This is a genomic window from Streptomyces sp., assembly GCF_031181555.1.
Classification (GTDB): domain Bacteria; phylum Actinomycetota; class Actinomycetes; order Streptomycetales; family Streptomycetaceae; genus Streptomyces; species Streptomyces fimbriatus.
Window position 1 is genome coordinate 1 of record NZ_JAPSKQ010000030.1, and the last position, 23,695, is coordinate 23,695.

21 protein-coding genes are annotated in these 23,695 nt (G+C 72.9%); 15 read left to right on the plus strand and 6 right to left on the minus strand.

Features of this window, described 5'->3' with window-relative positions; translation table 11 throughout:
• Positions 1 to 157 precede the first annotated feature (157 nt).
• Both htpG and RIM90_RS09205 read right to left on the minus strand, forming a co-directional pair.
• Positions 158 to 2,059 (minus strand): molecular chaperone HtpG, encoded by a 1,902-nt coding sequence (gene htpG / locus RIM90_RS09200; RefSeq protein ID WP_309060104.1) that lies wholly within the window; start codon positions 2,057 to 2,059, stop codon positions 158 to 160.
• A gap of 134 nt (positions 2,060 to 2,193) precedes the next feature.
• On the minus strand, positions 2,194 to 2,790 hold the full coding sequence (locus RIM90_RS09205) for a TetR/AcrR family transcriptional regulator (RefSeq protein ID WP_309060105.1): 597 nt from the start codon (positions 2,788 to 2,790) through the stop codon (positions 2,194 to 2,196).
• A gap of 173 nt (positions 2,791 to 2,963) precedes the next feature.
• On the opposite strand from RIM90_RS09205, the gene RIM90_RS09210 reads away from it, so the two are divergent.
• From RIM90_RS09210 to RIM90_RS09245, 8 genes are all read left to right on the plus strand, one after another.
• The gene (locus tag RIM90_RS09210) at positions 2,964 to 3,869 is read left to right on the plus strand and encodes an NAD(P)-dependent oxidoreductase (protein WP_309060106.1); all 906 of its coding nucleotides are present in this window, start codon (positions 2,964 to 2,966) and stop codon (positions 3,867 to 3,869) included.
• A gap of 58 nt (positions 3,870 to 3,927) precedes the next feature.
• On the plus strand, positions 3,928 to 4,734 hold the full coding sequence (locus RIM90_RS09215; protein WP_309060107.1) for an alpha/beta hydrolase: 807 nt from the start codon (positions 3,928 to 3,930) through the stop codon (positions 4,732 to 4,734).
• Entirely contained in the window at positions 4,731 to 6,005 is a 1,275-nt protein-coding gene (locus tag RIM90_RS09220; protein ID WP_309060108.1) for a SpoIIE family protein phosphatase, read from the plus strand. The genes RIM90_RS09215 and RIM90_RS09220 overlap by 4 nt, the downstream gene beginning before the upstream one ends.
• Entirely contained in the window at positions 6,002 to 6,340 is a 339-nt protein-coding gene (locus tag RIM90_RS09225) for an STAS domain-containing protein (protein WP_309060109.1), read from the plus strand. Before RIM90_RS09220 ends, RIM90_RS09225 begins: the two co-directional genes overlap by 4 nt.
• Before the next feature lie 172 nt (positions 6,341 to 6,512).
• Complete coding sequence (locus RIM90_RS09230) at positions 6,513 to 7,712, plus strand: glutamate--cysteine ligase (RefSeq protein WP_309060110.1); 1,200 nt, start codon at positions 6,513 to 6,515, stop codon at positions 7,710 to 7,712.
• A gap of 262 nt (positions 7,713 to 7,974) precedes the next feature.
• Positions 7,975 to 9,759 (plus strand): N-acetylglutaminylglutamine amidotransferase, encoded by a 1,785-nt coding sequence (locus tag RIM90_RS09235; protein ID WP_309060111.1) that lies wholly within the window; start codon positions 7,975 to 7,977, stop codon positions 9,757 to 9,759.
• The gene (locus RIM90_RS09240; protein ID WP_309060112.1) at positions 9,732 to 12,005 is read left to right on the plus strand and encodes a prolyl oligopeptidase family serine peptidase; all 2,274 of its coding nucleotides are present in this window, start codon (positions 9,732 to 9,734) and stop codon (positions 12,003 to 12,005) included. The genes RIM90_RS09235 and RIM90_RS09240 overlap by 28 nt, the downstream gene beginning before the upstream one ends.
• Before the next feature lie 196 nt (positions 12,006 to 12,201).
• A complete protein-coding gene (locus RIM90_RS09245) occupies positions 12,202 to 12,660 on the plus strand; it encodes an ATP-binding protein (RefSeq protein ID WP_309060113.1) in 459 nt (152 codons plus the stop codon).
• 136 nt (positions 12,661 to 12,796) lie between these two features.
• On the opposite strand, the gene RIM90_RS09250 is transcribed toward RIM90_RS09245, so the two are convergent.
• Entirely contained in the window at positions 12,797 to 13,780 is a 984-nt protein-coding gene (locus RIM90_RS09250) for a phosphotransferase (protein ID WP_309060114.1), read from the minus strand.
• Positions 13,781 to 13,952: 172 nt separating this feature from the next.
• Here RIM90_RS09250 and msrA point away from each other — a divergent pair, with 172 nt between their 5' ends.
• Complete coding sequence (msrA, locus tag RIM90_RS09255) at positions 13,953 to 14,465, plus strand: peptide-methionine (S)-S-oxide reductase MsrA (RefSeq protein WP_309060115.1); 513 nt, start codon at positions 13,953 to 13,955, stop codon at positions 14,463 to 14,465.
• An 80-nt stretch (positions 14,466 to 14,545) separates the two neighbouring features.
• Here msrA and RIM90_RS09260 read toward each other — a convergent pair whose 3' ends face one another.
• The gene (locus RIM90_RS09260; RefSeq protein WP_309060116.1) at positions 14,546 to 15,019 is read right to left on the minus strand and encodes a carboxymuconolactone decarboxylase family protein; all 474 of its coding nucleotides are present in this window, start codon (positions 15,017 to 15,019) and stop codon (positions 14,546 to 14,548) included.
• 276 nt (positions 15,020 to 15,295) lie between these two features.
• Here RIM90_RS09260 and RIM90_RS09265 point away from each other — a divergent pair, with 276 nt between their 5' ends.
• From RIM90_RS09265 to RIM90_RS09285, 5 genes are all read left to right on the plus strand, one after another.
• The gene (locus RIM90_RS09265; RefSeq protein ID WP_309060117.1) at positions 15,296 to 15,520 is read left to right on the plus strand and encodes a hypothetical protein; all 225 of its coding nucleotides are present in this window, start codon (positions 15,296 to 15,298) and stop codon (positions 15,518 to 15,520) included.
• A 225-nt stretch (positions 15,521 to 15,745) separates the two neighbouring features.
• Positions 15,746 to 16,927: a spore photoproduct lyase family protein gene (locus RIM90_RS09270; RefSeq protein WP_309060118.1), complete on the plus strand. Its 1,182-nt coding sequence runs from the start codon at positions 15,746 to 15,748 to the stop codon at positions 16,925 to 16,927.
• A 90-nt stretch (positions 16,928 to 17,017) separates the two neighbouring features.
• Positions 17,018 to 17,872 (plus strand): ABC transporter ATP-binding protein, encoded by an 855-nt coding sequence (locus tag RIM90_RS09275; RefSeq protein ID WP_309060119.1) that lies wholly within the window; start codon positions 17,018 to 17,020, stop codon positions 17,870 to 17,872.
• Positions 17,869 to 18,846, plus strand: a complete 978-nt coding sequence (locus tag RIM90_RS09280) for an iron-siderophore ABC transporter substrate-binding protein (RefSeq protein ID WP_309060120.1) — start codon at positions 17,869 to 17,871, stop codon at positions 18,844 to 18,846. Before RIM90_RS09275 ends, RIM90_RS09280 begins: the two co-directional genes overlap by 4 nt.
• A 4-nt stretch (positions 18,847 to 18,850) precedes the next feature.
• The gene (locus RIM90_RS09285; protein WP_309060121.1) at positions 18,851 to 20,917 is read left to right on the plus strand and encodes an iron ABC transporter permease; all 2,067 of its coding nucleotides are present in this window, start codon (positions 18,851 to 18,853) and stop codon (positions 20,915 to 20,917) included.
• Positions 20,918 to 21,075: 158 nt separating this feature from the next.
• Here the strand turns inward: RIM90_RS09285 and RIM90_RS09290 are convergent, their stop codons facing one another.
• Entirely contained in the window at positions 21,076 to 21,825 is a 750-nt protein-coding gene (locus tag RIM90_RS09290) for a TioE family transcriptional regulator (RefSeq protein WP_309060122.1), read from the minus strand.
• 58 nt (positions 21,826 to 21,883) lie between these two features.
• On the opposite strand from RIM90_RS09290, the gene RIM90_RS09295 reads away from it, so the two are divergent.
• A complete protein-coding gene (locus tag RIM90_RS09295) occupies positions 21,884 to 23,101 on the plus strand; it encodes an erythromycin esterase family protein (RefSeq protein WP_309060123.1) in 1,218 nt (405 codons plus the stop codon).
• 79 nt (positions 23,102 to 23,180) lie between these two features.
• On the opposite strand, the gene RIM90_RS09300 is transcribed toward RIM90_RS09295, so the two are convergent.
• On the minus strand, positions 23,181 to 23,633 hold the full coding sequence (locus RIM90_RS09300; RefSeq protein ID WP_309060124.1) for a phospholipase: 453 nt from the start codon (positions 23,631 to 23,633) through the stop codon (positions 23,181 to 23,183).
• Positions 23,634 to 23,695 lie beyond the last annotated feature (62 nt).

Consider the following 23,695-nt stretch of genomic DNA (forward strand, 5'->3'; position numbering starts at 1 on the left):
GGGCCGGTCGTCTCCCTGTCCGCCTGCGTCTTCACGACGGTGATCTCGGTCCTCAGGCCCTGGGGCGCCCCGTCGGGGCCGCCGCCTGCGGGCCGTCGCCCGGCCGCCGGGGACCGCCGAACCGGCCCGCGGGTGAGCGCGGCTCCCCGCCGTCACGTCACAGGGTGCGCTCCATGCGGTCCGCCATCAGCTGCACGAAGCGTGCCGGGTCCTTCGGCCGGCCGCCCTCCGCCAACACGGCCAGGGAGTACAGCAGTTCGGTGGTATCGGTGAGTTCCGAGCGGTCCTCTCGCTCCCGGTACGCCTGGTTCAGGCCCTTCACCAGAGCGTGGTCCGCGTTGAGTTCGAGGATGCGCTTGGTGCGCGGCACCTCCTGGCCCATGGCCCGGTACATGCTTTCCAGGGCCGGCGTGAGATCGTGCGCGTCGGCGACGAGACAGGCGGGGGACACCGTCAGACGCGTCGACAGACGCACCTCCTTGACGTCCTCGTCCAGTTGCTCCCGCATCCAGCCGAGCAGACCGGCGTACTCCTCGGCCTGCTTCTCCCGGTCCTCCCCGGCCTTCTCGTCGTCCTGCGCACCGAGGTCGATCTCGCCCTTGGCGATCGACCGCAGCCGCTTGCCCTCGTACTCGCCCACGGCGTCGACCCACACCTCGTCGACGGGGTCGGTGAGCAGCAGCACCTCGATGCCCCGCTCCCGGAACGCCTCCATGTGGGGGGAGTTGTCGATGCTCTCCCGGGACTCGCCGGTGATGTAGTAGATGTCGTCCTGCCCGTCGCGCATCCGCTCCACGTACTGCTGCAGCGTGACCGTCTCGTCGTCGCCGTGCGTGGTCGCGAACGAGGCCACCGCGAGGAGGGCGTCCCGGTTGTCGGAGTCGGTGACCAGCCCCTCCTTCAGCACGGTGCCGAACTCCCGCCAGAACGTGGCGTACCGCTCGGCGTCGTCGGTCATCATGCTCTTGACCGACGCCAGCACCTTCTTCGTCAGACGCCGCTGCATCATGCGGATGTGCCGGTCCTGCTGGAGGATCTCGCGGGACACGTTGAGCGAGAGGTCCTGCGCGTCGACGACGCCCTTCACGAAGCGCAGGTACGGCGGCAGCAGCTCCTCGCAGTCGTCCATGATGAACACGCGCTTCACGTACAGCTGCACCCCGCGCTTGAAGTCCCGCGTGAACAGGTCGTGCGGCGCGTGCGACGGGAGGAACAACAGGGCCTGGTACTCGAACGTGCCCTCGGCCTGCAACTGGATGGTCTCCAGCGGATCGCGCCAGTCGTGGCTGATGTGCTTGTACAGCTCGTGGTACTCGTCCTCGGACACCTCGTCGCGCGAGCGCGCCCACAGCGCCTTCATCGAGTTCAGCGTCTCGGGTTCGGCCGTCTTGTCGTCGCCGTCGCCCCGCTCACCGACGAGCCTGACCGGCCAGGTGATGAAGTCCGAGTAGCGCTTGACGATCTCCTTGATCTTCCACACCGAGGTGTAGTCGTGGAGCTGGTTGTCGGGGTCGGCCGGCTTGAGGTGCAGCGTGACCGAGGTTCCCTGCGGCGCGCCGTCCACCGTCTCCAGCGTGTACGTGCCCTCGCCGCGCGACGTCCAGCGCGTGCCCTGCTCCTCGCCCGCGCGCCGGGTCAGCAGGGTGACCTCGTCCGCGACCATGAAGCCGGAGTAGAAGCCGACGCCGAACTGGCCGATCAGCCCCTCCGCCCCGGCCGTGTCCTGCGCCTGGCGCAGCTCCCGCAGGAACTCGGCCGTGCCCGAGTTGGCGATCGTGCCGATGAGCTTGCCGACCTCGTCGTACGACATCCCGATGCCGTTGTCCCGCACGGTGAGCGTACGGGCGTCCTTGTCGATCTCGAGTTCGATGTGCAGGTCGGAGACGTCGGCGTCGAGCGAGTCGTCCCGCAGCTTGGCCAGACGCAGCTTGTCCAGCGCGTCGGAGGCGTTGGAGACGAGTTCGCGCAGGAAGACGTCCTTGTTCGAGTAGACCGAGTGGATCATCAGCTGGAGCAGCTGACGGGCCTCTACCTGGAACTCAAACGTTTCGGTCGACATGGTTCGCGATTACCTCACTGGTCCATGGATCGCCGGAATCGGCGCGGTCACTGTAATAAAACACAACGTCACCGTGTGCCGGTGCCGGTGCCGGAAACCGGCCGGTGCCACGCCACCACCGGCCGCCGGCCGGGTCAGCCGGTGCGGTCCACCGCCGCGTCCAGGAGAGGGCCCAGCTCGCGGGACACCGTGGTCAGGGCGCGCACGTCCTGCTCGGCGCGGGCCACGAGGATCGCCCCCTCCAGGGAGCTGATCATCAGTGTGGCCAGCGGCCCGGCGCGTTCCTCGGGCACCCCCATGCCGGACAGGGCCCGGGCCACCGCACCGGTCCAGTGGGTGAAGGCGGCGGACGCGGCCTCGCGCGTCGACGCGGCGGACTCGGCACAGTCCACGGTGGCGGCGGCGACCGGACAGCCGCCCCCGAAGCCGGTGGTCTCGTACTCGTCGGTCCACTGCCGGACCATCTCCGCGAACAGCGCGCCGGGCGTCGGCTCGGGCAGCGCGGCGAGGAAGCGGGCGACGCGCTTGGCCGCGTACCGGCCCGCCCAGTCCACCGCCTCGTTGACGAGCTGCTCCTTGCCGCCGGGGAAGTAGTGCTGGAGCGACCCGCGCGGCGCCCGCGCGTGCGCGGCCACCTCCCGCATCCCCGTGGCGGCGACCCCGTCGCGCCGGATGAGCTGGGCCGCGCTGAAGACCATCCGCTCCCGCGGCCCTCTCCCGGACACCGCCATCCCGACCTCCCGCCACCGGATTCCCCCTCCGCACTCTATGACCGCCGTCATGGCGACCGCTACTATGACAGCGGTCATAGAGGGTGACGCCGACACCCCGCCCCGCGGACCCGCCGGCGTCCACGAGTGCGGCAGCGCCCGACCGCGGCGCGGGCCGGAAACGGCGGTGCAACGTGTACGTCGGCTTCATCGGACTCGGGGTCATGGGCCGGCCCATGGCGCTCAACCTCGCCCGCGCCGGGACGCCCCTCGTCGTCTGGAACCGCACCGCCGCCCGGTGCGCACCGCTGCGCGACGCCGGGGCGGAGGTCGCGCAGAGCCCCGCCGAGGTCTTCGACCGGGCCGGCACCGTGTTCCTCATGCTGGCCGACGAGGCCGCGATCGACACGGTGCTGGGACGCGGCACCCCGGAGTTCGCCGCCCGCGTCGCCGGCCGCACCGTCGTCCACATGGGCACCACGTCGCCGGAGTACTCGGCCGGCCTGGAGGCCGCCCTGCGTGCCGCGGGCGGCGCCTACGCGGAGGTCCCCGTCTCCGGATCGCGGGTGCCCGCCGAGCAGGGGCGGCTGGTCGCGATGCTGGCGGGCGACGCCCCCGCCGTGGCGGCCGTACGGCCCCTGCTCGCCCCCATGTGCCACGAGACGTTCGACTGCGGGCCGGTCCCGAACGCCCTGCTGATGAAGCTCTCGGTGAACCTGTTCCTGATCACCCAGGTCACCGGACTGACCGAGGCGTTCCACTTCGCCGACCGGCACGGACTCGACCGCGGCCGCTTCCTCGACGTCCTGGACGCGGGCCCGATGGCCAGCGCCGTCTCGCGGATGAAGGCCCCCAAGCTGCTCGCCCGCGACTTCGCCGTCCAGGCCGCGGCCACGGACGTGCTGAAGAACAACCGACTGATCGCCGAGGCGGCCCGTAAGGCAGGGGTGGCCTCCCCGCTCCTCGACGTCTGCCACGCCCTCTTCGACGAGACCGTGACCCGGGGCCACGGCCAGGAGGACATGGTGGCCGTCCTGCGCGCGCTGGAGGCCAGGACCGACGGCGCGCCCTCCGGCGAGCCGGCGGGCGAAGGGCCTTGACATCCGGCCGGATCCGGCGGACGGCCGGTTCACCCGCCGGGCGTGCGAGCATGGGCGAGTGAGCATCCTGCGCAGAAACAACGTCCGCGTCACCGGCCGCGCCTCCGGCCGCACGATCGTCCTGGTGCACGGGTTCGGCTGTGACCAGAACATGTGGCGCCTGGTCGAGCCGGCCCTGGCCGAGGACTTCCGGGTGGTGCTCTTCGACTACGTGGGCGCCGGCCGCTCCGACCTGTCGGCCTGGCGGGAGGAACGCTACTCGTCCCTCGACGGCTACGCCCGTGACGTGGTGGAGGTCTGCGAGGAACTGGACCTGCGGGACGCCGTCCTCGTCGGCCACTCCGTGAGCGCAATGGTCGGCGTGCTGGCCCGGGCCGCGGCCCCGGAACGGATCGGTTCCCTGGTCATGGTGTGCCCGTCCCCGTACTACATCGACGAGGACGGGTACCGCGGCGGCTTCAGCGCGGAGGACATCGACGAGCTCCTGGAGTCGCTGGAGTCGAACTACCTGGGCTGGTCGGCGGCCATGGCCCCCGTCATCATGGGCAACCCGGACCGGCCCGAGCTGGGCGAGGAGCTCACCAACAGCTTCTGCGCCACCGACCCCGAGATCGCCCGGGTGTTCGCGCGCACCACGTTCCTGTCCGACAGCCGCAAGGACCTCCAGGACGTGACCGCGCCCACGCTGATCCTGGAGTGCGCGCAGGACGTCATCGCACCCCCGGAGGTCGGTGCGTACGTCCACTCCGCGATCCCCGGCAGCCGACTGGTCACCCTCGCCGCCACCGGTCACTGCCCCCAGCTCAGCGCTCCCGAGGCCACCGCCTCGGCGATCTCAGCCTTTGTGTCAGATCTCACCCCATGAGCAGCGGCACAGGCGGCTCCGACTCCGGCGGGGGCATACCCGGTACCGACGCGGCCTTCAGCGCGCTGCTGGAGGACTCCGCCGAGGAGCTGTACGAGTCGGCACCGTGCGGTTACCTGTCCACGCTGATGGACGGCACCATCGCCAAGATCAACGCCACTCTGCTGGGCTGGCTCGGTCTGTCCCGCGACGAGGTGGTGGGCCGGATGCGCTTCAGCGACCTGCTCACGGTCGGCGGCAGGCTCTACCACGAGACGCACTTCGCCCCGCTGCTGCGCATGCAGGGACACCTCGGCGGCATCGCCCTGGAGATGAGGACCGCGGCGGGCCCCCGGCTTCCGGTACTGGTCACCTCCACCGTCAAGACGAGCGACGACGGCGATCCCCTGCTGATCAGGACCACCGTCTTCGACGCCACCGACCGGCGCGCCTACGAGAAGGAACTGCTGCGTGCCCGGCGCGCGGCCGACGAGGCCCGCCGGCAGGCCGAGGCCGACCGCGAGCGGCTGCGGGAGGCGCTGGCCGTGCTCCAGCAGAGCCTGCTGCCGGCCATCCTGCCCGACATCCCCGGCATGGAGACCGCCTGCCACTACCACATCGCCTCCGACGTCCAGCTGGGCGGCGACTTCTACGACCTGTTCCCGCTCGACGACAACCGTTTCGCCTTCTTCCTCGGTGACGTGTGCGGCAAGGGACCGCAGGCCGCCGCGCTCACCTCCCTCGCCCGCTACACCCTGCGCGCCGCCGCCCTCCACGACGCCGATCCCGCCGCCAACCTGCGCATGCTCAACACCGTCCTGCTGGACCGGTACACCGGTGACGATCCGCGGTACTGCACCGCCGTGGTCGGGGTGCTGGAGCGCGCCGGGGACACGACACACGTCCACCTGGCCTCCGGCGGGCACCCTCCCGCGCTCGTCCTGCGCGAGGACGGACGGGTGGACCACCTCTCCACCCGGGGCGGCATGCTGATCGGCGCGCTGCCCGCGGCGCAGTTCGTCTCCGTCCGCACCACCCTGCACCCGGGCGACACGCTGCTGCTCTACACCGACGGCCTCACCGAGGCCCGTATCGGTGAGGAGCGGGACCTGTACGGTGACGAGGCCCTGGAGTCCTTCGCGGCCGATCTCGCTCCCGCACCTCCCCGCCGCGTGATCGACGCACTGACAGCGCTGCTGCACGGCTTCGGCGACGGACTCGTCGACGACACCGCCCTGCTCGCACTCGGCCTCCCCGCCCCCACCGACACCGGATCCGAAACATCAGCATGAAGCCCCTGACGATCACCGCGTCGCACGTGCCCGCCGGCCTCGCCCTCGAGGTCGTCGGCGACCTCGACTACACCAACGCGCAGCGGCTGCGCCACGCTGCGCAGGAGGCGGCGCCCCCACCCGGCCGGAGCCTCGTGGTCGACCTGAGGGAACTGGGGTTCTGCGACTCGAGCGGCATCACGGCACTGATCGCCGTGCGCAACCACGCCGTCGCGGCCGGGAGCGAGATGGTCCTGGTGGCCGTGCCGGCCAACATGAGGCGCCTGCTGCGCATGACCGGCCTGGACCAGGTGCTCGACATACGCGACGACCTGCACCCCCTCGCCGGCGACTGACGGGCACCCCTGACGCGGGAAACCCCAGCCCACGGCACCGGCGCGTCCACCAAGCCGCGATCCCCGGGCGTGCGAACGGCGCATCCGGGCACCCGGAATATGCCGATCCGCCAGTCGGGTGATCTCGAGCCCCGACCGGCACGGCATACGACTACGGGCAAGGGGACGAGCGGTGACGGTGCGTATCGGAGCAGAGGAAGAGTTTCACGTGCTGGACGTGGAGAGCGGCCGACTCGTGCCACGCGCCGGCACGCTGCTCGGACGGCTCGGCAGAGCCGGCTTCACACGTGAGCTGCAGCAGTCGGTGGTGGAGAGCAATAGTCAGGTCCACGACACGCTCGACGGCCTCTACGCGGATCTGGCCGGAACGAGGCGCCGGCTGGACGCGGCCGCCTCCTCCGTCGGTCTGGCGGTGGTGGCCGCCGGCACCGTCCCGCTGGCCCGCGTCACCTCACGGGACGTCACCGCGGACCCCCGCTACCGGCGCATGGTCGACGACTACCGCCGGGTCGCCGACGAACAGCTCATCTGCAGCGCGCAGATCCATGTCGACGTACCCGACCGGGACACCGCCGTGCGCGCCATGTGCCTGGTCTCGCCGTGGCTGCCGCCGCTGCTCGCCCTGTCGGCCAGCTCACCGTTCTGGCTCGGTTCCGACACCGGCTACGCCAGCTGGCGCACCATGCTGTGGCAGCGCTGGCCGACCGCGGGCCCCGTCGGCTGCTACGAGAGCGCCGGCGAGTACGACGCCGCCGTGGAGGAACTGATCACCTCGGGCGTCATCAGCGACCCCGGGATGGTCTACCACGACGTCCGGCCCTCGGCCCACCAGCGCACGCTGGAACTGCGCATCTGCGACGCCTGCCCCCGCGCCGAGACCGTGGTGCTGGTCGCCGGGCTCTTCCGCGCGCTGGTGCGCGATGCCCGCGACCGCCTGGAGCGCGGCGAGGAGTCCCGCTGCGACGGACACCACGAGTGGCTGCGCGCCGCCACCTGGCGCGCCGCGCGCTCGGGCCTCGAAGGGCAGCTCGTCGACCCGGCGACCCGCCGCGCGGCCCCGGCCCCCGTGGTGCTGCGCGGCCTGCTGAACCGGCTGCGCCCCGCCCTGGAGGCGTCCGGCGACTGGGACGCCGTCCGCGAGCTGCTCGAGGAGGCCCTCGTCACGGGAAGCGCGGCGCACCGCCTGCGGCGGACGGCGCAGGACGGGGGCCTGCTCGCCAGCATCGACCTGATGGTCGCCGAGACCCGCGGCGGACGCCTCGCGCCCCGCGCCTCCGGCCGCCGCCCCCGGCGCCCCGCCGCCCGGCCGGCCGTCACCCGCACCACCCATGCCTACGCCCGCACGCCCGCGGCCCCGGGCCCGACCGGCTGATCCGGCGAGGCCCGGCCCGCCGTCCGCGGCCGTCCTTCCCATGCCCGTGCGCATCCGTACGCGCACCTGACCTAGGAGAGTGTCAGACCGTCATGTCCAGTACGCATACGCCCACCCGCCAGGCCCAGGAGCCGCCCTTGGAGGGCGACGGTCCCCGTCCGTCCGCCGGGCGGGCGCCCGCGCCGGGACACGGACACCGGCCCCAGGGCTGTGTGCTGCCGCCCTGCCGGGGCGCGGCCTCCGAGGGAAGGAGGGCCCTCTGATGTGCGGGCTCAGCGGTGAGATACGTCTCGACGGCGGACGTCCGGACATCGCTGCGGTGGAACGCATGACCGACCGGCTCGCCCCGCGCGGCCCCGACGGACGCGGCCTGTGGTCGCAGGGCCCCGTGGCCCTCGGACACCGCCGACTGAAGATCATCGACCTGTCCGACAGCGGCGCCCAGCCCATGGCCGACCCGCGCGGCCGGATCGCCGGTGTGTTCAACGGCTGCGTCTACAACTACCGCGAGCTGCGCGACGAACTGCACGCCCTCGGCCACCGCTTCTTCTCGGAGTCCGACACCGAGGTGGTGCTCAAGGCGTACCAGCAGTGGGGCACCGACTGCGTCGACCACTTCTACGGCATGTTCGCCTTCGTGCTCGTCGAGCAGGACACCGGGCGCGTCGTCCTCGCCCGCGACCGGCTCGGCATCAAGCCGCTCTACCTGTCCGCGACGACCGAACGGCTGAGGTTCGCCTCCTCCCTGCCCGCACTGCTCGCGGCCGGCGGCGTCGACACGTCGCTGGACCCGGTGGCCCTGCACCAGTACCTCAGCTGGCACGCCACCGTCGCCGCGCCCCACACCGTCCTCAACGGCGTGCGCAAGCTGCCCCCGGCCACCGTGCGGGTCATCGAGCCCGACGGCACCCAGCACGATCACCGCTACTGGCAGCCCGCCTACACCCGCCGCCCCGAATACGCCGGGCTCGGCGCCGACGACTGGACGGACGCGGTCCTGGACGCCCTGCGCGCCGCCGTGCGCCGCCGCATGGTCGCCGACGTGCCCGTCGGCGTGCTGCTCTCCGGCGGCCTGGACTCCAGCCTCATCGTGGCCCTGCTGGCCGACGAGGGCCAGCAGGATCTCGCCACCTTCAGCGTCGGCTTCGAGTCCGAGGGGGACGAGGAGGGCGACGAGTTCGCCTACTCCGACCTCGTGGCCCGGCACTTCGACACCCGCCACCACCAGCTCATGGTCCCCTCCGACCGGGTCGCCGGCGCCCTGGACGGAGCGGTCCGGGCCATGAGCGAACCCATGATGAGCCACGACGTGGTGGCCTTCCACCTGCTGTCCGAGCAGGTGGCCAAGGAGGTCAAGGTCGTCCAGAGCGGCCAGGGCGCCGACGAGGTGTTCGCCGGCTACCACTGGTACCCGGCGATGGCGGGCGTGCCGCGCCCGCGCGCCGCCGAGGCGTACATCGACACCTACTTCGACCGCTCGCACGCCGACCTCGCCCGTGTGCTCCGCCCCGACCTGCTGCCCGACCGCGACACCTCCGCCGAGTTCGTGCGCGCCCACATGGCGGCCGACGGCGCCGAGACGGCACTCGACGCCGACCTGCGCCTCGACACGCACGTGATGATGGTCGACGACCCGGTCAAGCGCGTCGACAACATGACGATGGACTGGGGCCTGGAGGCCCGGGTGCCGTTCCTCGACCACGAACTGGTCGAACTGGCCGCCGCCTGCCCGCCGGAGCTGAAACTCGCCGACGGCGGCAAGGGCGTCCTGAAGGCCGCCGGCCGCAAGGTCCTCCCGCGCCAGGTCGTCGACCGGCCCAAGGGCTACTTCCCGGTCCCGGCGATCAAGCACATGGCCGGTCCCGTCCTCCAGCGGGTCCGCGAGGCCCTCAACGCCCCCGAGGCCAGGGCCCGCGGTGTCTTCCGGGAGGAGTACGTCACCGAACTGCTCACCGCACCCGACGCGCACCGCACCAGGCGAGGGGCGAACGCACTGTGGCAGATTGCGTTGCTGGAGATATGGCTGCAGACGCACGGAATCCGCTGACGGGCGCGGGGCGGAGCACGGCGACCGCCGCACCCTTCGCCCGGAACGGCAGCACCTCGCGCGTCCCGCGGCCGGGGGCCGACGCCGGTGCCTCGGCCGCCCACCACGCACCGGAGGCCCTGCTCCTCGCGGACACCCACCACGCACCGGAGGCCCTGCACCTCGCGGACACCTCGGCGTCGTACGGCGCACCGCTCGAGGCCGCCCACGGCTGCTGGTACCCCTCGGCGGACCCCGGCGGCCGGTACGTCGCCTTCGTCTGCGACCGGGCCGGGGTGCCGCAGCTGTGGGCCGGCCCCGTGGACGGCGAGGAGGTGCACCTGCTCGACGCCGACCCCCATCCGGTCATCGAGGTGTCCTGGTCCCCGGACGGCCGCTGGATCGCCTACACCACGGCCCCGGGCGGCGGCGAGCTCACCCGCGTCCTGTGCGTACGCCCGGACGGCACCGGACGGCATCTGCTGGCCGGCGGCGAGCCGGGCACGTCCGCGCTCCTGGGCTGCTGGCAGCACGACGGCTCGGCGGTGGCGGTGACGGTCACCGACCCCGTCCCGCCGCGCCCCGCGCACGCCGGTCCGACGGGACCGGAGCCGCCGGACACGTCCGGCGCCGCCCACCGCGACGGCCGTGCCGTCCTGCTGGACGCCCCGGCGCCCGGGCACACCGCCGGACGGGGCCCCGCGGACGAGGTCGCGTCCGTCCAGGAGCCGGAACCGAGGACCCTCTCCGCGTACCTCGTCGACCCCGAAGGGGTCGGCGCACCCGTGCTGCTCGCGAGCGAACGCGGCGCGTCCACCCTGCGCGTGTGCGACCTCAGCCGGGACGGCCGGCTCGCCCTCCTCTACCGGGGACCGCGAGGACGCCGGGAGGCCCTCGTCGTCCGCACCCGCGACCGGGCGGTGACCTGCGTGCTGCCGGTCGCCGACGGCGACCCCTGGATCGGCGGCTTCTCCCCGGACGCGGGCACGCTGTGGCTGCGCAGCGACGGCGGCCGGGAGCACGCCGCCCTCGTCGCCGCCCGCCTGGACCCGCGGGGACAGCTGCTCGACACCGCGGTGGTGGCACAACGACCGGACTGCGACCTCGAGTTGCTCGCCCTCGGGCGTGACGCGCGACGCGCGGTGCTGGCGTGGAACGTGCGCGGGGTGAGCGAGCTGGAACTGGTCGGCCTGACCGCGGCCGGATCACCCGGCCGCGGGCCGGACACCGTCGCGTTCCCCGGCGCCGCACCGCCCGGGCCCGCCCCCGCCTCGGCCGGCGCCGGGCGGACCGTCGCGCTGCCCCACGAGGTGGTCACGCGCATCGCGCCCACCGCCGACCCCGACGCCCCCGTCGTGGCGCTGTCCGGGTCCCGGCGGCTTCCCGGCGTGTGGTGGCTGCCCCACGGACTGCCGCTGCGCACGCCGTGGTCCTCGCGCGACGAGGAGGCGGTCCCGGCGGGCCGCACACCCGTCCGGCCGATGCCCATGAGCCCCGTGGCCCGTGACGGACTCGCCCTCGGCGGCTGGTACTACCGTGCGCCGGGCCGTTCACCGGGGGAACCGGCGCCGTGCGTCCTGCACCTGCACGGCGGTCCGGAGGAACAGGAACGCCCGGTGCTCGAACCGCTCTACCTCGAACTGCTCGGCCGGGGGCTGGACGTCTTCGCGCCCGACGTCCGGGGCTCCGGCGGGCACGGCCGCTCCTTCGTCGACGCGGACCTGGGCGCGGGGCGCTTCGACGCGATCAACGACGTCGCGGACTGCGCGGCGCACGCGGTCGTGCAGGGCCTGGCCGATCCCCGGCGGCTGGCCGTGATGGGCCGCTCCTACGGCGGCTACCTGGTGATGGCGTCCCTGGTGTGGCATCCGGACCTGTTCCGTACCGGTGTCGCGGTCTGCGGCATGTCGGACTTCGCCACCTTCTTCGCCGGGACCGAGCCCTGGATCGCCCAGTCCGCCGCCCACAAGTACGGGCATCCGGACCGCGATCGCGACCTGCTGCGCGCGCTGTCCCCGATGAGCCGCATCGAGGCGCTGCGCGCTCCGTTCCTGGCCGTCCACGGCGAGCACGACACCAATGTGCCCCCGGGCGAGTCCGAGCAGTTCGTCCGGGCCGCCAGGGAACGCGGACTGGAGGCGGAACTCCTCCTGCTGCGCCACGAGGGCCACGACTTCCGCCGCGCCGACAACCGCCGCCTGTTCCGCCGGACCGCGGCCGACTGGCTGGAGCGTCACCTGTCGGACCGGGGCCGTGAGGGGGTCTGACGGGCGGGCGGCCGCCGGGGCCGGCGGTCAGGCGCGCACAGGTCACGGAGCCGGGCCGGCCGCCGGACGTGCCCGGGGTTCCCGTCCGGACCTGCCGAGCCGGGCGATGTCACAGGTACCTGTCACACTTCAGGGGCGTACGGGGGAGCGGTGCGGGTAGTCGCGCGGGTGTGATCGGTGAGTGAAGGCGGACCGGATGGAACCAGTTCCTGTCGACGAGAGGGGCGCGGCGCCAGACGCGCCGCGGCTGCGGGCCTCCTACGCTCTGGACGGCGACGGCGCGTGGATAGCGCGGGCCCGCCACCTCGCCGCGGCGTTCCTGACGCGGGTGCGGACGGAGGACGGCCTGCCGGTGTCGGCCCGCGCGGTGGAGATCACCCAGCTCGTGGTCAGCGAGCTGGTCACCAACGCCCGCAAGTACGCACCCGGTCCCGTCCGGCTGGACCTGTGCGTCCTCGGTGACGCCCTGGAGGTGACCGTCCGGGACGGCAATCCCGTGCTGCCGGTGCCCCGGGCCGCGGATCCGGGCCGTGTCGGCCAGCACGGGCTGGAGATCGTGATGGCCGTCGCCGAGGGGCTGGACGTGCAGCAGGAGCCGGCCGGCAAACGCGTCACGGCCCGCATCTCCCTCCTCGACACCCCGGCGGCCGGCTAGCGGCAGGCACGGGGACCCGCTCCGGGCCGGACCGGGGTGGGCGCGGCGGCCGCCCTCCGCGGTCAGCACGACGATGAAGTCCGCCCCGGACGCTTTTCCGGCACCGCCGTTTCGCCGCTCGGGTCGGTGACGTGGCTCAGGCGTACCGGTCGAGGAGGGCCTGGAGGTATTCCTCCAGCCTCCGGGTCAGGACTCCGGCGGTCAGGTCGGTGCGGCCCAGCTCCCGCCACGCCACGGCGACCTTCTCCGCGTCGGGCGCGAAGGCCAGGGCGTCCAGCAGCCGCCAGTAGAGATGGGCGCCGGGGTCCTCGGCCAGGGTCCCGCCCGCGGCGGCGTACCGGTCGGCGAAACGCATCCCCGCGGGAACACCGTGCAGCAGGGCCAGGGTCGTCGAGCAGTGGGCGACGTCCAGGTCGGCCGGTCCCCAGGAGGTCTCCACCCAGTCGACGACGCCGCTGATCCCGAGGCCGGGGCCGTCGCCCGAGAAGAGGACGTTGCCGGGGTGGTAGTCCCGGTGCAGGAAGCAGGCGCGGTGGTCCGGCGGCTCGCGGCGGATGACGTCGACGGCCCGTCGCCACAGCTCCGGCCGCCGGGCGTCCCCGGGCGGGACGACCCGCTCGGGAGAGGTCCACGCCTGGTAGGGGCGGGGCCGTGTCTCCGCGGTCACCGGCACCCGGTGGACGCGCAGCAGCTGACGCGCCAGCAGGACGGCACGGTCGTCGGCGCCCTCGTCGTCCAGCCGTACGGTTCCGGGCAGCAGGGACATGAGCAGGGAGGGGTGGTCGCAGTACCGCGCGGTCGCGTCCACCGCCACGAGCGTGGCCGCGGGCACGTCCGTGTCGCCGAGCAGCGCCAGGACGGCCGCCTCGCGGCTGAGCAGGCCCTCCGCGTGCCGGACGAAGAAGGGCTTGACGAAGGACCGCAGGACCAGGGAGCGCGGGCCCTCGGGCCCCCGGACGTCCAGACGGCGCATCTCCGACGTCCAGCCGCCGCGCAACCGCACCGCGCGCTCGATGCGTTCGCCCTCGGAGAGCCCCTTCTCCACCCAGGCACGCGTGGCGTCCCAGCCCTGGCCGTCGAGGCCGGTGCCGACCCCCTCCGGCTCCTCGCCCGTCGTCATGCGGGGGAGGCTACCGCCCTGCCCGCCGGGCACGGAGGGCGGGCCGGAACAATCGCTCGCGCGACGGAGTTGTCGTTGCTGAACAGGGTCAGCGGTGATCGACGACGGTCGACAGCGCGTCCGGCGCGAGCCGGGTGAACCAGCCGGAGACGTGGGAGAAGGGCGAGACGAGATGACGAGGACCGAGGAGAGGGCGCTGCTCGCGGGCGGCTGCTTCTGGGGCATGCAGGAGCTGATCCGCACGTTCCCGGGCGTGCTGACCACGCGGGTGGGATACAGCGGCGGCGACGTGCCCAACGCCACCTACCGCAACCACGGCACCCACGCCGAGTCGATCGAGATCACGTACGACCCCGCGGTCACCGACTACCGCACGATCCTGGAGTACTTCTTCCAGATCCACGACCCGACCACGAAGAACCGCCAGGGCAACGACATCGGCCTGAGCTACCGCTCCGCCATCTTCTACCTCGACGACGAGCAGAAGCGCGTCGCCGAGGAGACGATCGCCGACGTCAACGCCTCGGGACTGTGGCCGGGGCCCGTGGTGACCGAGGTGGTCCCGGCCGGCCCGTTCTGGGAGGCCGAGCCGGAGCACCAGGACTACCTGCAGCGCTACCCGGACGGCTACACCTGCCACTTCGTGCGCCCCGGCTGGCGCCTGCCGAAGCGCGCGGAGTCCTGAGCCGGGGCCCGCTGCGCGGAAGAAGGGGCGCGCCCGCTCGGGCGCGCCCCCGCTTCGTGTCCGGGCCGGGCGGACGTCGCTCAGCCGAACTGGCCGGGCCGGTAGTCGCCGGCGGGCTGCTGGTTGATGACGTTGATGCGGTTGTAGGCGTTGATGACGGCGATGAGGGACATCAGCGCGACCAGCTGGTCCTCGTCGTAGTGCTTGGCGGCGTTCGCCCAGGCCTCGTCGGTGACCCCGCCGGCCGCGTCGGCGATCCGGGTGCCCTGCTCGGCCAGCTCCAGCGCGGCCCGCTCGGCCTCGGTGAAGACCGTCGCCTCCCGCCAGGCGGCGACCAGGTTCAGCCGCACCGAGGTCTCCCCGGCCGCCGCCGCGTCCTTGGTGTGCATGTCGGTGCAGAAGCCGCAGCCGTTGATCTGGCTGGCCCGGATCTTCACCAGTTCCTGGGTCGCGGCCGGCAGCCCCGACTCCGACAGCACCTTGCCCGCCGAGTTGATGTGCTTCAACACCTTGGCCGCGAGGGCGTTGCCGAAGAGGTCGAGACGCGCTTCCATGACGATCTCCTTGATCGGGGTTGCGGTTACGCACTACTGACGTGACGACTCCTCCGGATGTGACAGGCACGTGAGTGTGACGTACGTCTCTCCGGTGGGCGGCGTCGCCGTACGCCTCGTCCGCGGGGTGCGGAACGGGCGATAACCTGGCCGCACGCCGGCCCGGCCGGACCGACCGGGCCCCGGCCCCTGTCCCGTCCCGACGGCCCGGTGAGGGCGGGGGACGTCCGGGAACAAGGAGGGGGACGAGGAGCGTGGACGGGGTGCGGAGCGTCGGTGAGTGAGCGTCGGGAACGCGACTGGACGGACATGACGCCGGCGGATTTCGACCGGGACGCCCCCCTGTGCCTGAACGTGGGAACCGGACCCGTCGTGGTGCCGGCCGAGCCCGACGAGTACGGCACGGAGCCCCTCTTCGGAGAGGAGGCCCCCGACCGGCGCCCCGCTCCGCGTCGCCCCGCGCGCCGGACGGCCCCCGCCGAGCAGGAGCAGCTGTTCTGAACCCGGTACGTGACGACGTGGCACCGGGGCGATCGCCCGGCCTCGAGTCCGCCTGAGTTCCTGCCCCGGTCCCGTCGAAGCCGGTCGCGTACGGCCGAACGGGCCGGCCGCGGACCATCGCCCACCGCCGTACAGTGGGGAGGACGGCCGTGCCCCGGCGGGTTCCGCTGAACCCGGCCGACGGGTGCTCCGCACCGCCTCCCCGCCCGAGAAGCCGACGAGTACATGTGCCACCGCCCTTCCCCGTCCCACGGCCCGCAGGAACCGCTCTTCGGTCTTGACGAGATACCACGGGCCCCGGCAGCCGAGCCGGCCCCGCCCGCCCGTGCCTTCCGCGACTCGGCGCAGGCGCGCCGGCTCCTCACGATCCGTGAGATCCACGCCGAACCGGCCGCCGCCGCCTCGCCCCGGGGCCGGCAGATCCTCGCCCGCTTCCCCGAGGCCCGGCTGATCGAGGTGGACTCCCACTGGCGCATCCCCGAGCTGCACGGCAACGAGGGCAGCGCCGACGACTGGATGCGGATCAAGCGCCGGACTCTGGTGCTGGGCGTGAGGAAGACGCTCACCACGCGTCCCAACGGTCGCTCCGCCGACTGGATCGCCCCCGGCCCGTCCAACGGCTGCGCCCTCTCCTGCGTGTACTGCTACGTGCCCCGCCGCAAGGGCTTCGCGAATCCGATCACGGTCTTCACCAACATCGACCGCATCCTCGCCCACCTCGGACGCCACGTCGCCGCCCAGGGCCGCAAGCCCGAACCCAACCAGTGCGATCCCGAGGCGTGGGTGTACGACATCGGGGAGAACGGCGACTGCGCGGTCGACGCCCTCGTGTGCGACAACACCGCAGACCTGGTGCGCGCCTTCCGTGACTGGCCCACCGCGAAGGCGTCCTTCGCGACCAAGTTCGTCAACCCCGACCTGCTGGAGCTGGAACCGCGCGGCCGTACCCGCATCCGGTTCTCGGTGATGCCGGCCGACGACTCACGCCTGCTGGACCTGCGCACCAGCCCGGTCGACCGCCGGATCGCCGCCGCCGCGGACTTCCTCGACGCCGGCTACGAGGTGCACTTCAACCTCTCGCCGGTCGTCGTCCGGCCCGGCTGGCAGGACGCCTGGGCGCAACTGCTGCGGCACATGGACGACGTACTGCCGACGCGCGTCAAGCGACAGGCGCGGGCCGAGGTGATCATGCTCACGCACAACGCCGGCCTGCACGAGGTCAATCTGCGCTGGCATCCGCGCGGCGAGGACGTGCTCTGGCAGCCCGTGGTGCAGCAGACCAAGCGGTCCCAGAACGGCGGCCTCAACCTCCGCTACCGCGACGACGTCAAGCGCCGGGCCCTTGCGGACCTGAGTGAGCTGGTCGCACGCCACGCGCCGTGGCTGGGCATCCGGTACGCCTTCTGAGGGACCGGCCCGAGGACTCGGCAGGCACGTCCGGCCTTTCTGAAGATCACCGCCTGATAACGCTAAATAAGGCTAGGCTAACCTTGCTGCGTGATATCTGGTGAAGAGGCGGCCCTGGGCCCGCGTGGCCACGAACTGTCGGCCACCGATGTGACCGTGGCGTACGACGGCGAAGACGTCGTGCACGGTGCCGAGCTGACCCTGCGGCCGGGCGAAGTGACCGCCCTGGTGGGCCCGAACGGCAGCGGCAAGTCGACACTGCTGCGCACCGTCGCCCGACTGCAGCGGCCACGGCGGGCCGCGCTCACGATCGACGCCGGCACCGACGCCCTCGCGCTCAGCCCCCGGGAGTTCTCCCGCCACGTGGCCCTGCTGCTGCAGGCACGCCCCACGCCCAGTGGTCTGAGCGTGCGGGACGTCGTCGAGTTCGGCCGCTACCCGTACCGCGGCCGATGGGGCGGGGCGGACCCCGGCGGCCGCGCCGCCGTGGACCGCGCACTCGCCCTGACCGGCGTCGCGGAACTCGCCGAGCGCGGGGCCGAGCACCTCTCCGGCGGGCAGCTCCAGCGTGTGTGGCTCGCCGGCTGCCTCGCCCAGGAGACGGGCGTCCTCCTCCTCGACGAGCCCACCACCTACCTCGACCTCCGCTACCAGGTGGAACTCCTCGACCTCATGCGCGACCTGGCCGACGACCACGGCATCGCCGTCGGTGTCGTCCTGCACGACCTCGATCAGGCGGCGGCCGTCGCCGACCGGATCGTGCTGCTCGCGGGCGGACGCGTCGTCGCCGAGGGCCCGCCCGAGGACGTCCTGACACCGGAGCGTCTGACCGAGGTCTACGGCATCCGGATCGAGGTCGACACCGACCCCCTGACGGGCCGGCTGCGCACCCGCGCCATCGGCCGCCACCACACCCGAAGTGAAAGGCTCCGCACCACCTCATGAGACGCCTCCTGCTCACCGCGCCCATGGCCGCCGCCGCCCTGCTGCTGACCGCCTGCGGCACCACCGAACCCGCCGCCGACGACTCCGAGAAGTCCACCGAGGCCATCACCCTCACCGACGCCTCCGGCGCCGAGGTGGAACTCGACGGCCCCGCCAAGAAGGTCGTCGGCACCGAGTGGAACGTCGTCGAGAGTCTCGTCTCGCTCGGCGTCGACCCCGTCGGTGTGGCCGACGTCAAGGGCTACAAGACCTGGAACACCGCGGCCCCGCTCAAGAACGAGCCCGAGGACATCGGCACCCGCGGCGAACCCAGCATGGACACCATCGCCTCGCTCAAGCCCGACCTCATCGTCGCCACCACCGACCTGCAGCCCTCCGCCGTCAAGCAGTTGCGCAAGGTCGCCCCGGTCCTGGAGGTCAAGTCCGCCGACGCCTCCGACCCGATCGGGCAGATGCTGGAGAACGTCGACCTCATCGCCGAGGCCACCGGCACCACCGAGCGGGCGGCCACGCTGAAGAAGGACTTCGAGGCCAACCTCGCCGAGGGCAAGAAGGTCCTCGCCGACGCCGGTCTGGACGGTGCGGAGTTCGCCTTCGCCGACGGCTACGTCACCTCCAACCAGGTATCCGTCCGCCCCTACACCGCCGGTTCCCTCATCGGCGCGGTCAACGAGCGGCTCGGCCTGAAGAACGCCTGGAAGATGAAGGGCGACGAGGTGTACGGCCTGGCCGCCACCGACGTCGAGGGGCTGACCGGCCTGGGCAAGGTCCACTTCGCCTACATCGCCAACGACAAGGACCCGAACAGCGACCCCTTCGGCAAGCAGCTCGCCGGGAACTCCGTGTGGAAGTCCCTGCCGTTCGTGAAGTCCGGTGACGTCCACCGACTGCCCGACGGCATGTGGATGTTCGGCGGCACCGGCTCGATGGAGACGTACGCCGACTCCGTCGTCGAGGCACTGACGAAGAAGTAGCGCGATGACCGTCACCGCTACGACTCCCACCGCCCGTCCGGCGACGGTCACGTCCCGGACGGGCGCGGCCGCGGTGACGGGCGCGCTCGTGCTCCTGGTCGCCGCCCTGGCCGTCGTCGACATCACCCAGGGCACGGCCGCGGTCGGCCCGGTCGAGGTCCTCAAGGCCCTCACCGGGCGGGCCGATCCGGCCGACGCCTCCGTCGTCGTCGCCTCGCGGCTGCCCAGGATGACCGCCGGCCTGCTCGTGGGCGCGGTCCTGGGCATGGCCGGTGCCGCGCTGCAGGCCGTCAGCCGCAACGTCCTCGCCTCCCCGGACACCCTCGCCGTCAACGCGGGCTCCTACTTCGCCCTCGGGCTCGTCGCCGTCACCGGCGTGTCGCTGCCCTTCCTGGCCTCCTCCGGCGTCGCCTTCGCCGGGGGACTCGCGGCGGCGGCCGTGGTGCTCGGCCTGTCCGGGCTCGGCGCGGGAACCGTCCGGCTCGTCCTCGCCGGTACCGCGCTCGCCCTCGGGCTCACCGCCGTCACCGAGGGACTCCTGCTGCTGTTCCCGCAGCAGACCGAGGGCCTCTACCAGTGGAACCAGGGCAACATCGGCCAGAACGGTTTCGACGGCGTGGTCCAGATGGCGCCCGTCGCCGTCGTCGGTCTCGCCGGGCTGCTGCTCATCGCCCGCCGGGTCGACGCCCTCGCCCTCGGCGACGACGCGGCCCGCGGACTCGGCGTCCCGGTGCGGTCGACCCGGGTCACGGCGGTCGTGCTGGCGACGCTGCTGTCCGCGGCGGCCGTCACCCTGGCCGGCCCGATCGGCTTCGTCGGCCTGTGCGCCCCGGCACTCGTCCGCCCGCTCGCCCGCAGGATCCGCGGGTTCCTGCGGCTGCGGGCGGCCGTGCCGGTCGCCGGCCTGATCGGCGCCGCGCTGGTGCTCGGGGCCGACGTGCTGCTGCGCACCTTCGTGGCCGCGGACACCGCCGTCGCCGTACCCACCGGTGTGGTCACCAGCCTCCTCGGCGCGGTGTTCCTGGTCGTGATGGCGGCCCGGCTGCGCGACACCGCCGGTGCCGCCGCGCCGGACAAGCTGCGCATCCGCAGCCGCCGGGTCTTCCTCACCACGCTCACCGTGCTCGTCCTCGTCCTGGTCGGCACGGTGATCGCCGCCGTCCTGCTGGGCGACAGCAAGCTGCTGCTGGGCGACGTGGTCAACTGGGCGCAGGGCCGGGCCGGCCGGACCGTCTCCTTCGTCCTGGACACCCGCACCCCCCGGGTGTTCGCCGCGCTCCTCGCGGGCGCCGCGCTCGCGCTGGCCGGAACCCTGGTGCAGGCCGTCACCCGCAACCCGCTGGCGGAACCCTCCGTCCTCGGAGTCTCCGGCGGCGGCGCGCTCGGCGCGGTGATCCTCGTGACGACGGTGCCCCTCGCCGGGGCGTGGAGCGTCGCCGGAGCCGCCTTCGCGGGATCCGCGGTCACCGCGGTCGTCGTGTTCGGCCTCGCCGCGCGCGGGGGCTTCCAGCAGAACCGGCTGGTGCTCGTCGGCATCGGTGTCGCGACCGCGACCACGGCCCTGATCAGCCTGCTGATCGTGCTCACCGACCCGTTCAACGCCACGAAGGCCCTCACCTGGCTGTCGGGATCCACCTACGGCCGGACCCTGCCCGACGTCCTGCCCCTCGCGGCCGTCCTCGCCGCCGGCATCGCGGTGGCCGCCGTGCGGCACCGGGAACTCGACCTCGTCTCCCTCGACGAGGACACCCCCCGGCTGCTCGGACTCGACCTGAGCCGGGGGCGGTTGGGCTTCCTCGTCGTGAGCGTGCTGCTCACCGCCACTGCCGTGGCCGCCGCCGGCACCATCGGCTTCGTCGGCCTGGTCGCCCCGCACGCGGCGCGGGCCCTCGTCGGACGGCGGCACACCCGCGTCGTGCCGGTCGCGCTGCTGCTCGGCGCCGTGCTGGTGTGCGCGGCGGACCTGCTGGGCCGCACGGTGATCGCTCCGGCCCAGCTGGGCGCCGGCCTCATGACGGCCGCGATCGGAACGCCGTACTTCCTCTACGTTCTGGTGCGCAGCCGCCGGTAACCCGCGCGGGCGCGGCGGTTCGGCGCACGGTCGGTTGTACCGCGGGCCCTGCGGCGAGGGTGTTCGTCTCCTCGCCGCAGGGCCCGCGGTGTCTTTCGCCACCGGCAGCGGAAGGCAGGGGCGGGGGAGGGGGCCGGACGGGCCCGGCGGCCGACGCCTCATCCGCGCTCGCGCAGGTACGCCTCCAGCTCGGCGGCCCCGGTCAGCATCGCCCGCCCGCGGGCGGACAGCCGGCCGCGCCAGTCGCGCAGTGCGGCCTCCAGCGGCTCCAGCCCGCCGGCCGCCCGCACCTGGGCGATCAGCGGGGCGATCTGCTCCAGCAGGTAGCCGCCCCGCCTGAGTTGGTGGGCCAGCCGGGCGTCCCGTACGTCGGCCTCGTCGTAGACGCGGTACCCGGTCCGCGGATCGCGGCGCGGGCTCACCAGCCCGGCACGCTCCCACGCGCGCAGCGTCGCGGGCCGGATGCCGAGCTTCCCCGCCAGCGGCCCGATGAACGTGCCGCCGGGCCCGGACACCCCGGCCGGACCGGGTCCCGCACCGGGCTCGGGTGCCGGGGCGGGCTCCAGGTCACGGAGGGCGCTCTCCACGGCCTGGAGGGTCCGGCGGTCGTCGAGGAGCTGGGCGTGGCTCTCGTCGATGATGCGGAACGCCTCCTCGGCCGCACCCTGGTTCACCGCCCGCATGATCGACGCCGCCGTCCGGTGGCCGTGGCCGGGCACCAGGGCGAGGAACGCGCGCAGGGCTCCCGCGTGCAGCGGGGTATAGGTGCGGTAGCCGTGGGGCGTGCGCCCGGCGGCCGGAAGGATGCCGGCCTCCTCGTAGTTCCTGATCGCCTGTGTGGACAGACCGTGCCCGCGCGCCAGATCAACCGGCCTGAGCCGCTCGCCCTTTTGAGAGTTTCGCCCCATGATCCTGCCGCTGTCGCGAGAAAGTTTCAACCGAAAGTTCAACGATACCGTTGAGGGCATGGCTACCGACATCAAGGACATCGCCCATGCCGTCGGGGCGACTGCCGTCATGGGGCTGCTCCCGGCCCGGCCGCGGATGCTCGCCCTGGGCGAGCCCACCCACGGCGAGGACGCTCTCCTCGACCTGCGCAACGAGCTCTTCCGGCAGCTGGTCGAGCAGGAGGGCTACCGGACGATCGCGATCGAGAGCGACTGCCTGACGGGCCTGGCCGTGGACGACTACGTCACCGCGGGCACGGGCACCCTCGACGAGGTCATGGAGCGCGGATTCAGTCACGGGTGGGGCGCGTCCGCGGCCAACCGCGAGCTCGTGCGCTGGATGCGCACCTACAACGTCCGCGCCGACAACGACGGCCGGCCCGCGTCCGAGCGGCTCCGCTTCGCCGGATTCGACGGCCCGCTGGAGATCACCCACGCCGCGAGTCCCCGGCAGGCCCTCACCGCACTCCACGGCCATCTCGCGGCCCGGGTGGACGCGGACCTGCTCCCCTGCACCGCGGAAACGCTCGACCGCCTGCTCGGCACCGACGACCGGTGGACCGATCCCGCCGCGATGACGGACCCGTCCCGGTCCGTGGGACAGTCGGCCGAGGCCGGGCAATTGCGGCTGCTCGCCGACGACTTGGTGGCGCTGCTCGACGCGCTGACGCCGCATCCGATCACGGCGGCCTCGCGGGACGACTGGGACCGGGCACGCCTGTACGGGCGCACCGCGACCGGCCTGCTGCGCTACCACCGCTGGATGGCCGACACCTCACCGGCCCGCATGACACGGCTGGTGGGCGTCCGGGACCAGATGATGGCCCACAACCTCCTCGCCGTCGCCGAACGGGGCCCGGCACTCGTCCACGCCCACAACGCCCATCTCCAACGCGCCAAGAGCTCGATGCGGATGGGCGGGACGCCGGTGGAGTGGTGGAGCGCCGGCGCGCTGGTGAGCGCCCGGCTCGGCGAGGAGTACGCCTTCGTGGCCACGGCCCTCGGCACGATCCGGCACCAGGGAGTGGACACGCCGCCGCCGGACACCCTCGAAGGACTCCTGTACGCGCTCCCGGAGGACCGCTGCGTCATCGGTGCCCCGCGGCTGGCCACCGCCCTCGGCGGCACACGGCCCGTGCCCCGCGTATCCCCCTGGTTCGGCTACGCCCCGCTCGACCCGGCCCACCTGGCGGACAGCGACGGCATCGTGTTCGTCAAGGACGTCCCGCAGCGCTAGGGCCTCTCGTGTGGGGCGTGCCGGGCGCCGCAGGCCCGGTGAGGTGGAGCGGCGGCACCCGGCTCGGCGAGCGGTGTGCTCAGCCGAAAGTCTTGACGGCCTGGTAGTACGTCCACGCGGTGCTGTCGCAGGCGGTCTTCGTCGCGCCGCTGTAGCGGGCGCAGACGCGCTTGAGGTCCTCGTAGAAGGCGCTGTCCAGTCGTGCCTTGTTGGCGGTGAAGGTGCCCATGGCCTTGTAATTGCGGTAGCCGAAGTCGTGGCGGGCGCACGACATCGAGAAGGGGAAGCCGAACGGGTTGTCGGGAGAGGACGAGCAGTAGTCGGTGGTCCAGTTGAACCCGTAGGCGGACCAGGCGGATTGGTTGGCCTGTGCCGCGCTCCAGAGGTTGTAGCTCGACGCGCTGGTCTGCGTCCAGCTCGCGAGGACCTGGGCCTTGTCGGCGGGAGCGGCTTCGGCGGTTGTGGTGGTGCCGACGACACCGGCCAGGGCCAGGGCCGAAGAGGCGAGTGCGGTGGCGAGTCTTCGGTGCATCCCACACCTCCATGGGGCTGTGACCCGACCATCGGGTCACAGGTTCATGACAAGACCATGCC

Excerpts from the sequence above, each read along its gene's own strand:
- RIM90_RS09220 (WP_309060108.1), top strand. The coding sequence starts at position 4,731 with ATGAGCAGCGGCACAGGCGGCTCCGACTCCGGCGGGGGCATACCCGGT.
- htpG (WP_309060104.1), bottom strand. The coding sequence starts at position 2,059 with ATGTCGACCGAAACGTTTGAGTTCCAGGTAGAGGCCCGTCAGCTGCTC.
- RIM90_RS09295 (WP_309060123.1), top strand. The coding sequence starts at position 21,884 with ATGGCTACCGACATCAAGGACATCGCCCATGCCGTCGGGGCGACTGCC.
- RIM90_RS09280 (WP_309060120.1), top strand. The coding sequence starts at position 17,869 with ATGAGACGCCTCCTGCTCACCGCGCCCATGGCCGCCGCCGCCCTGCTG.
- RIM90_RS09225 (WP_309060109.1), top strand. The coding sequence starts at position 6,002 with ATGAAGCCCCTGACGATCACCGCGTCGCACGTGCCCGCCGGCCTCGCC.
- RIM90_RS09240 (WP_309060112.1), top strand. The coding sequence starts at position 9,732 with ATGGCTGCAGACGCACGGAATCCGCTGACGGGCGCGGGGCGGAGCACG.
- RIM90_RS09300 (WP_309060124.1), bottom strand. The coding sequence starts at position 23,633 with ATGCACCGAAGACTCGCCACCGCACTCGCCTCTTCGGCCCTGGCCCTG.
- RIM90_RS09205 (WP_309060105.1), bottom strand. The coding sequence starts at position 2,790 with ATGGCGGTGTCCGGGAGAGGGCCGCGGGAGCGGATGGTCTTCAGCGCG.
- RIM90_RS09290 (WP_309060122.1), bottom strand. The coding sequence starts at position 21,825 with ATGGGGCGAAACTCTCAAAAGGGCGAGCGGCTCAGGCCGGTTGATCTG.
- RIM90_RS09235 (WP_309060111.1), top strand. The coding sequence starts at position 7,975 with ATGTGCGGGCTCAGCGGTGAGATACGTCTCGACGGCGGACGTCCGGAC.
- msrA (WP_309060115.1), top strand. The coding sequence starts at position 13,953 with ATGACGAGGACCGAGGAGAGGGCGCTGCTCGCGGGCGGCTGCTTCTGG.
- RIM90_RS09270 (WP_309060118.1), top strand. The coding sequence starts at position 15,746 with ATGTGCCACCGCCCTTCCCCGTCCCACGGCCCGCAGGAACCGCTCTTC.
- RIM90_RS09245 (WP_309060113.1), top strand. The coding sequence starts at position 12,202 with ATGGAACCAGTTCCTGTCGACGAGAGGGGCGCGGCGCCAGACGCGCCG.
- RIM90_RS09250 (WP_309060114.1), bottom strand. The coding sequence starts at position 13,780 with ATGACGACGGGCGAGGAGCCGGAGGGGGTCGGCACCGGCCTCGACGGC.
- RIM90_RS09260 (WP_309060116.1), bottom strand. The coding sequence starts at position 15,019 with ATGGAAGCGCGTCTCGACCTCTTCGGCAACGCCCTCGCGGCCAAGGTG.
- RIM90_RS09285 (WP_309060121.1), top strand. The coding sequence starts at position 18,851 with ATGACCGTCACCGCTACGACTCCCACCGCCCGTCCGGCGACGGTCACG.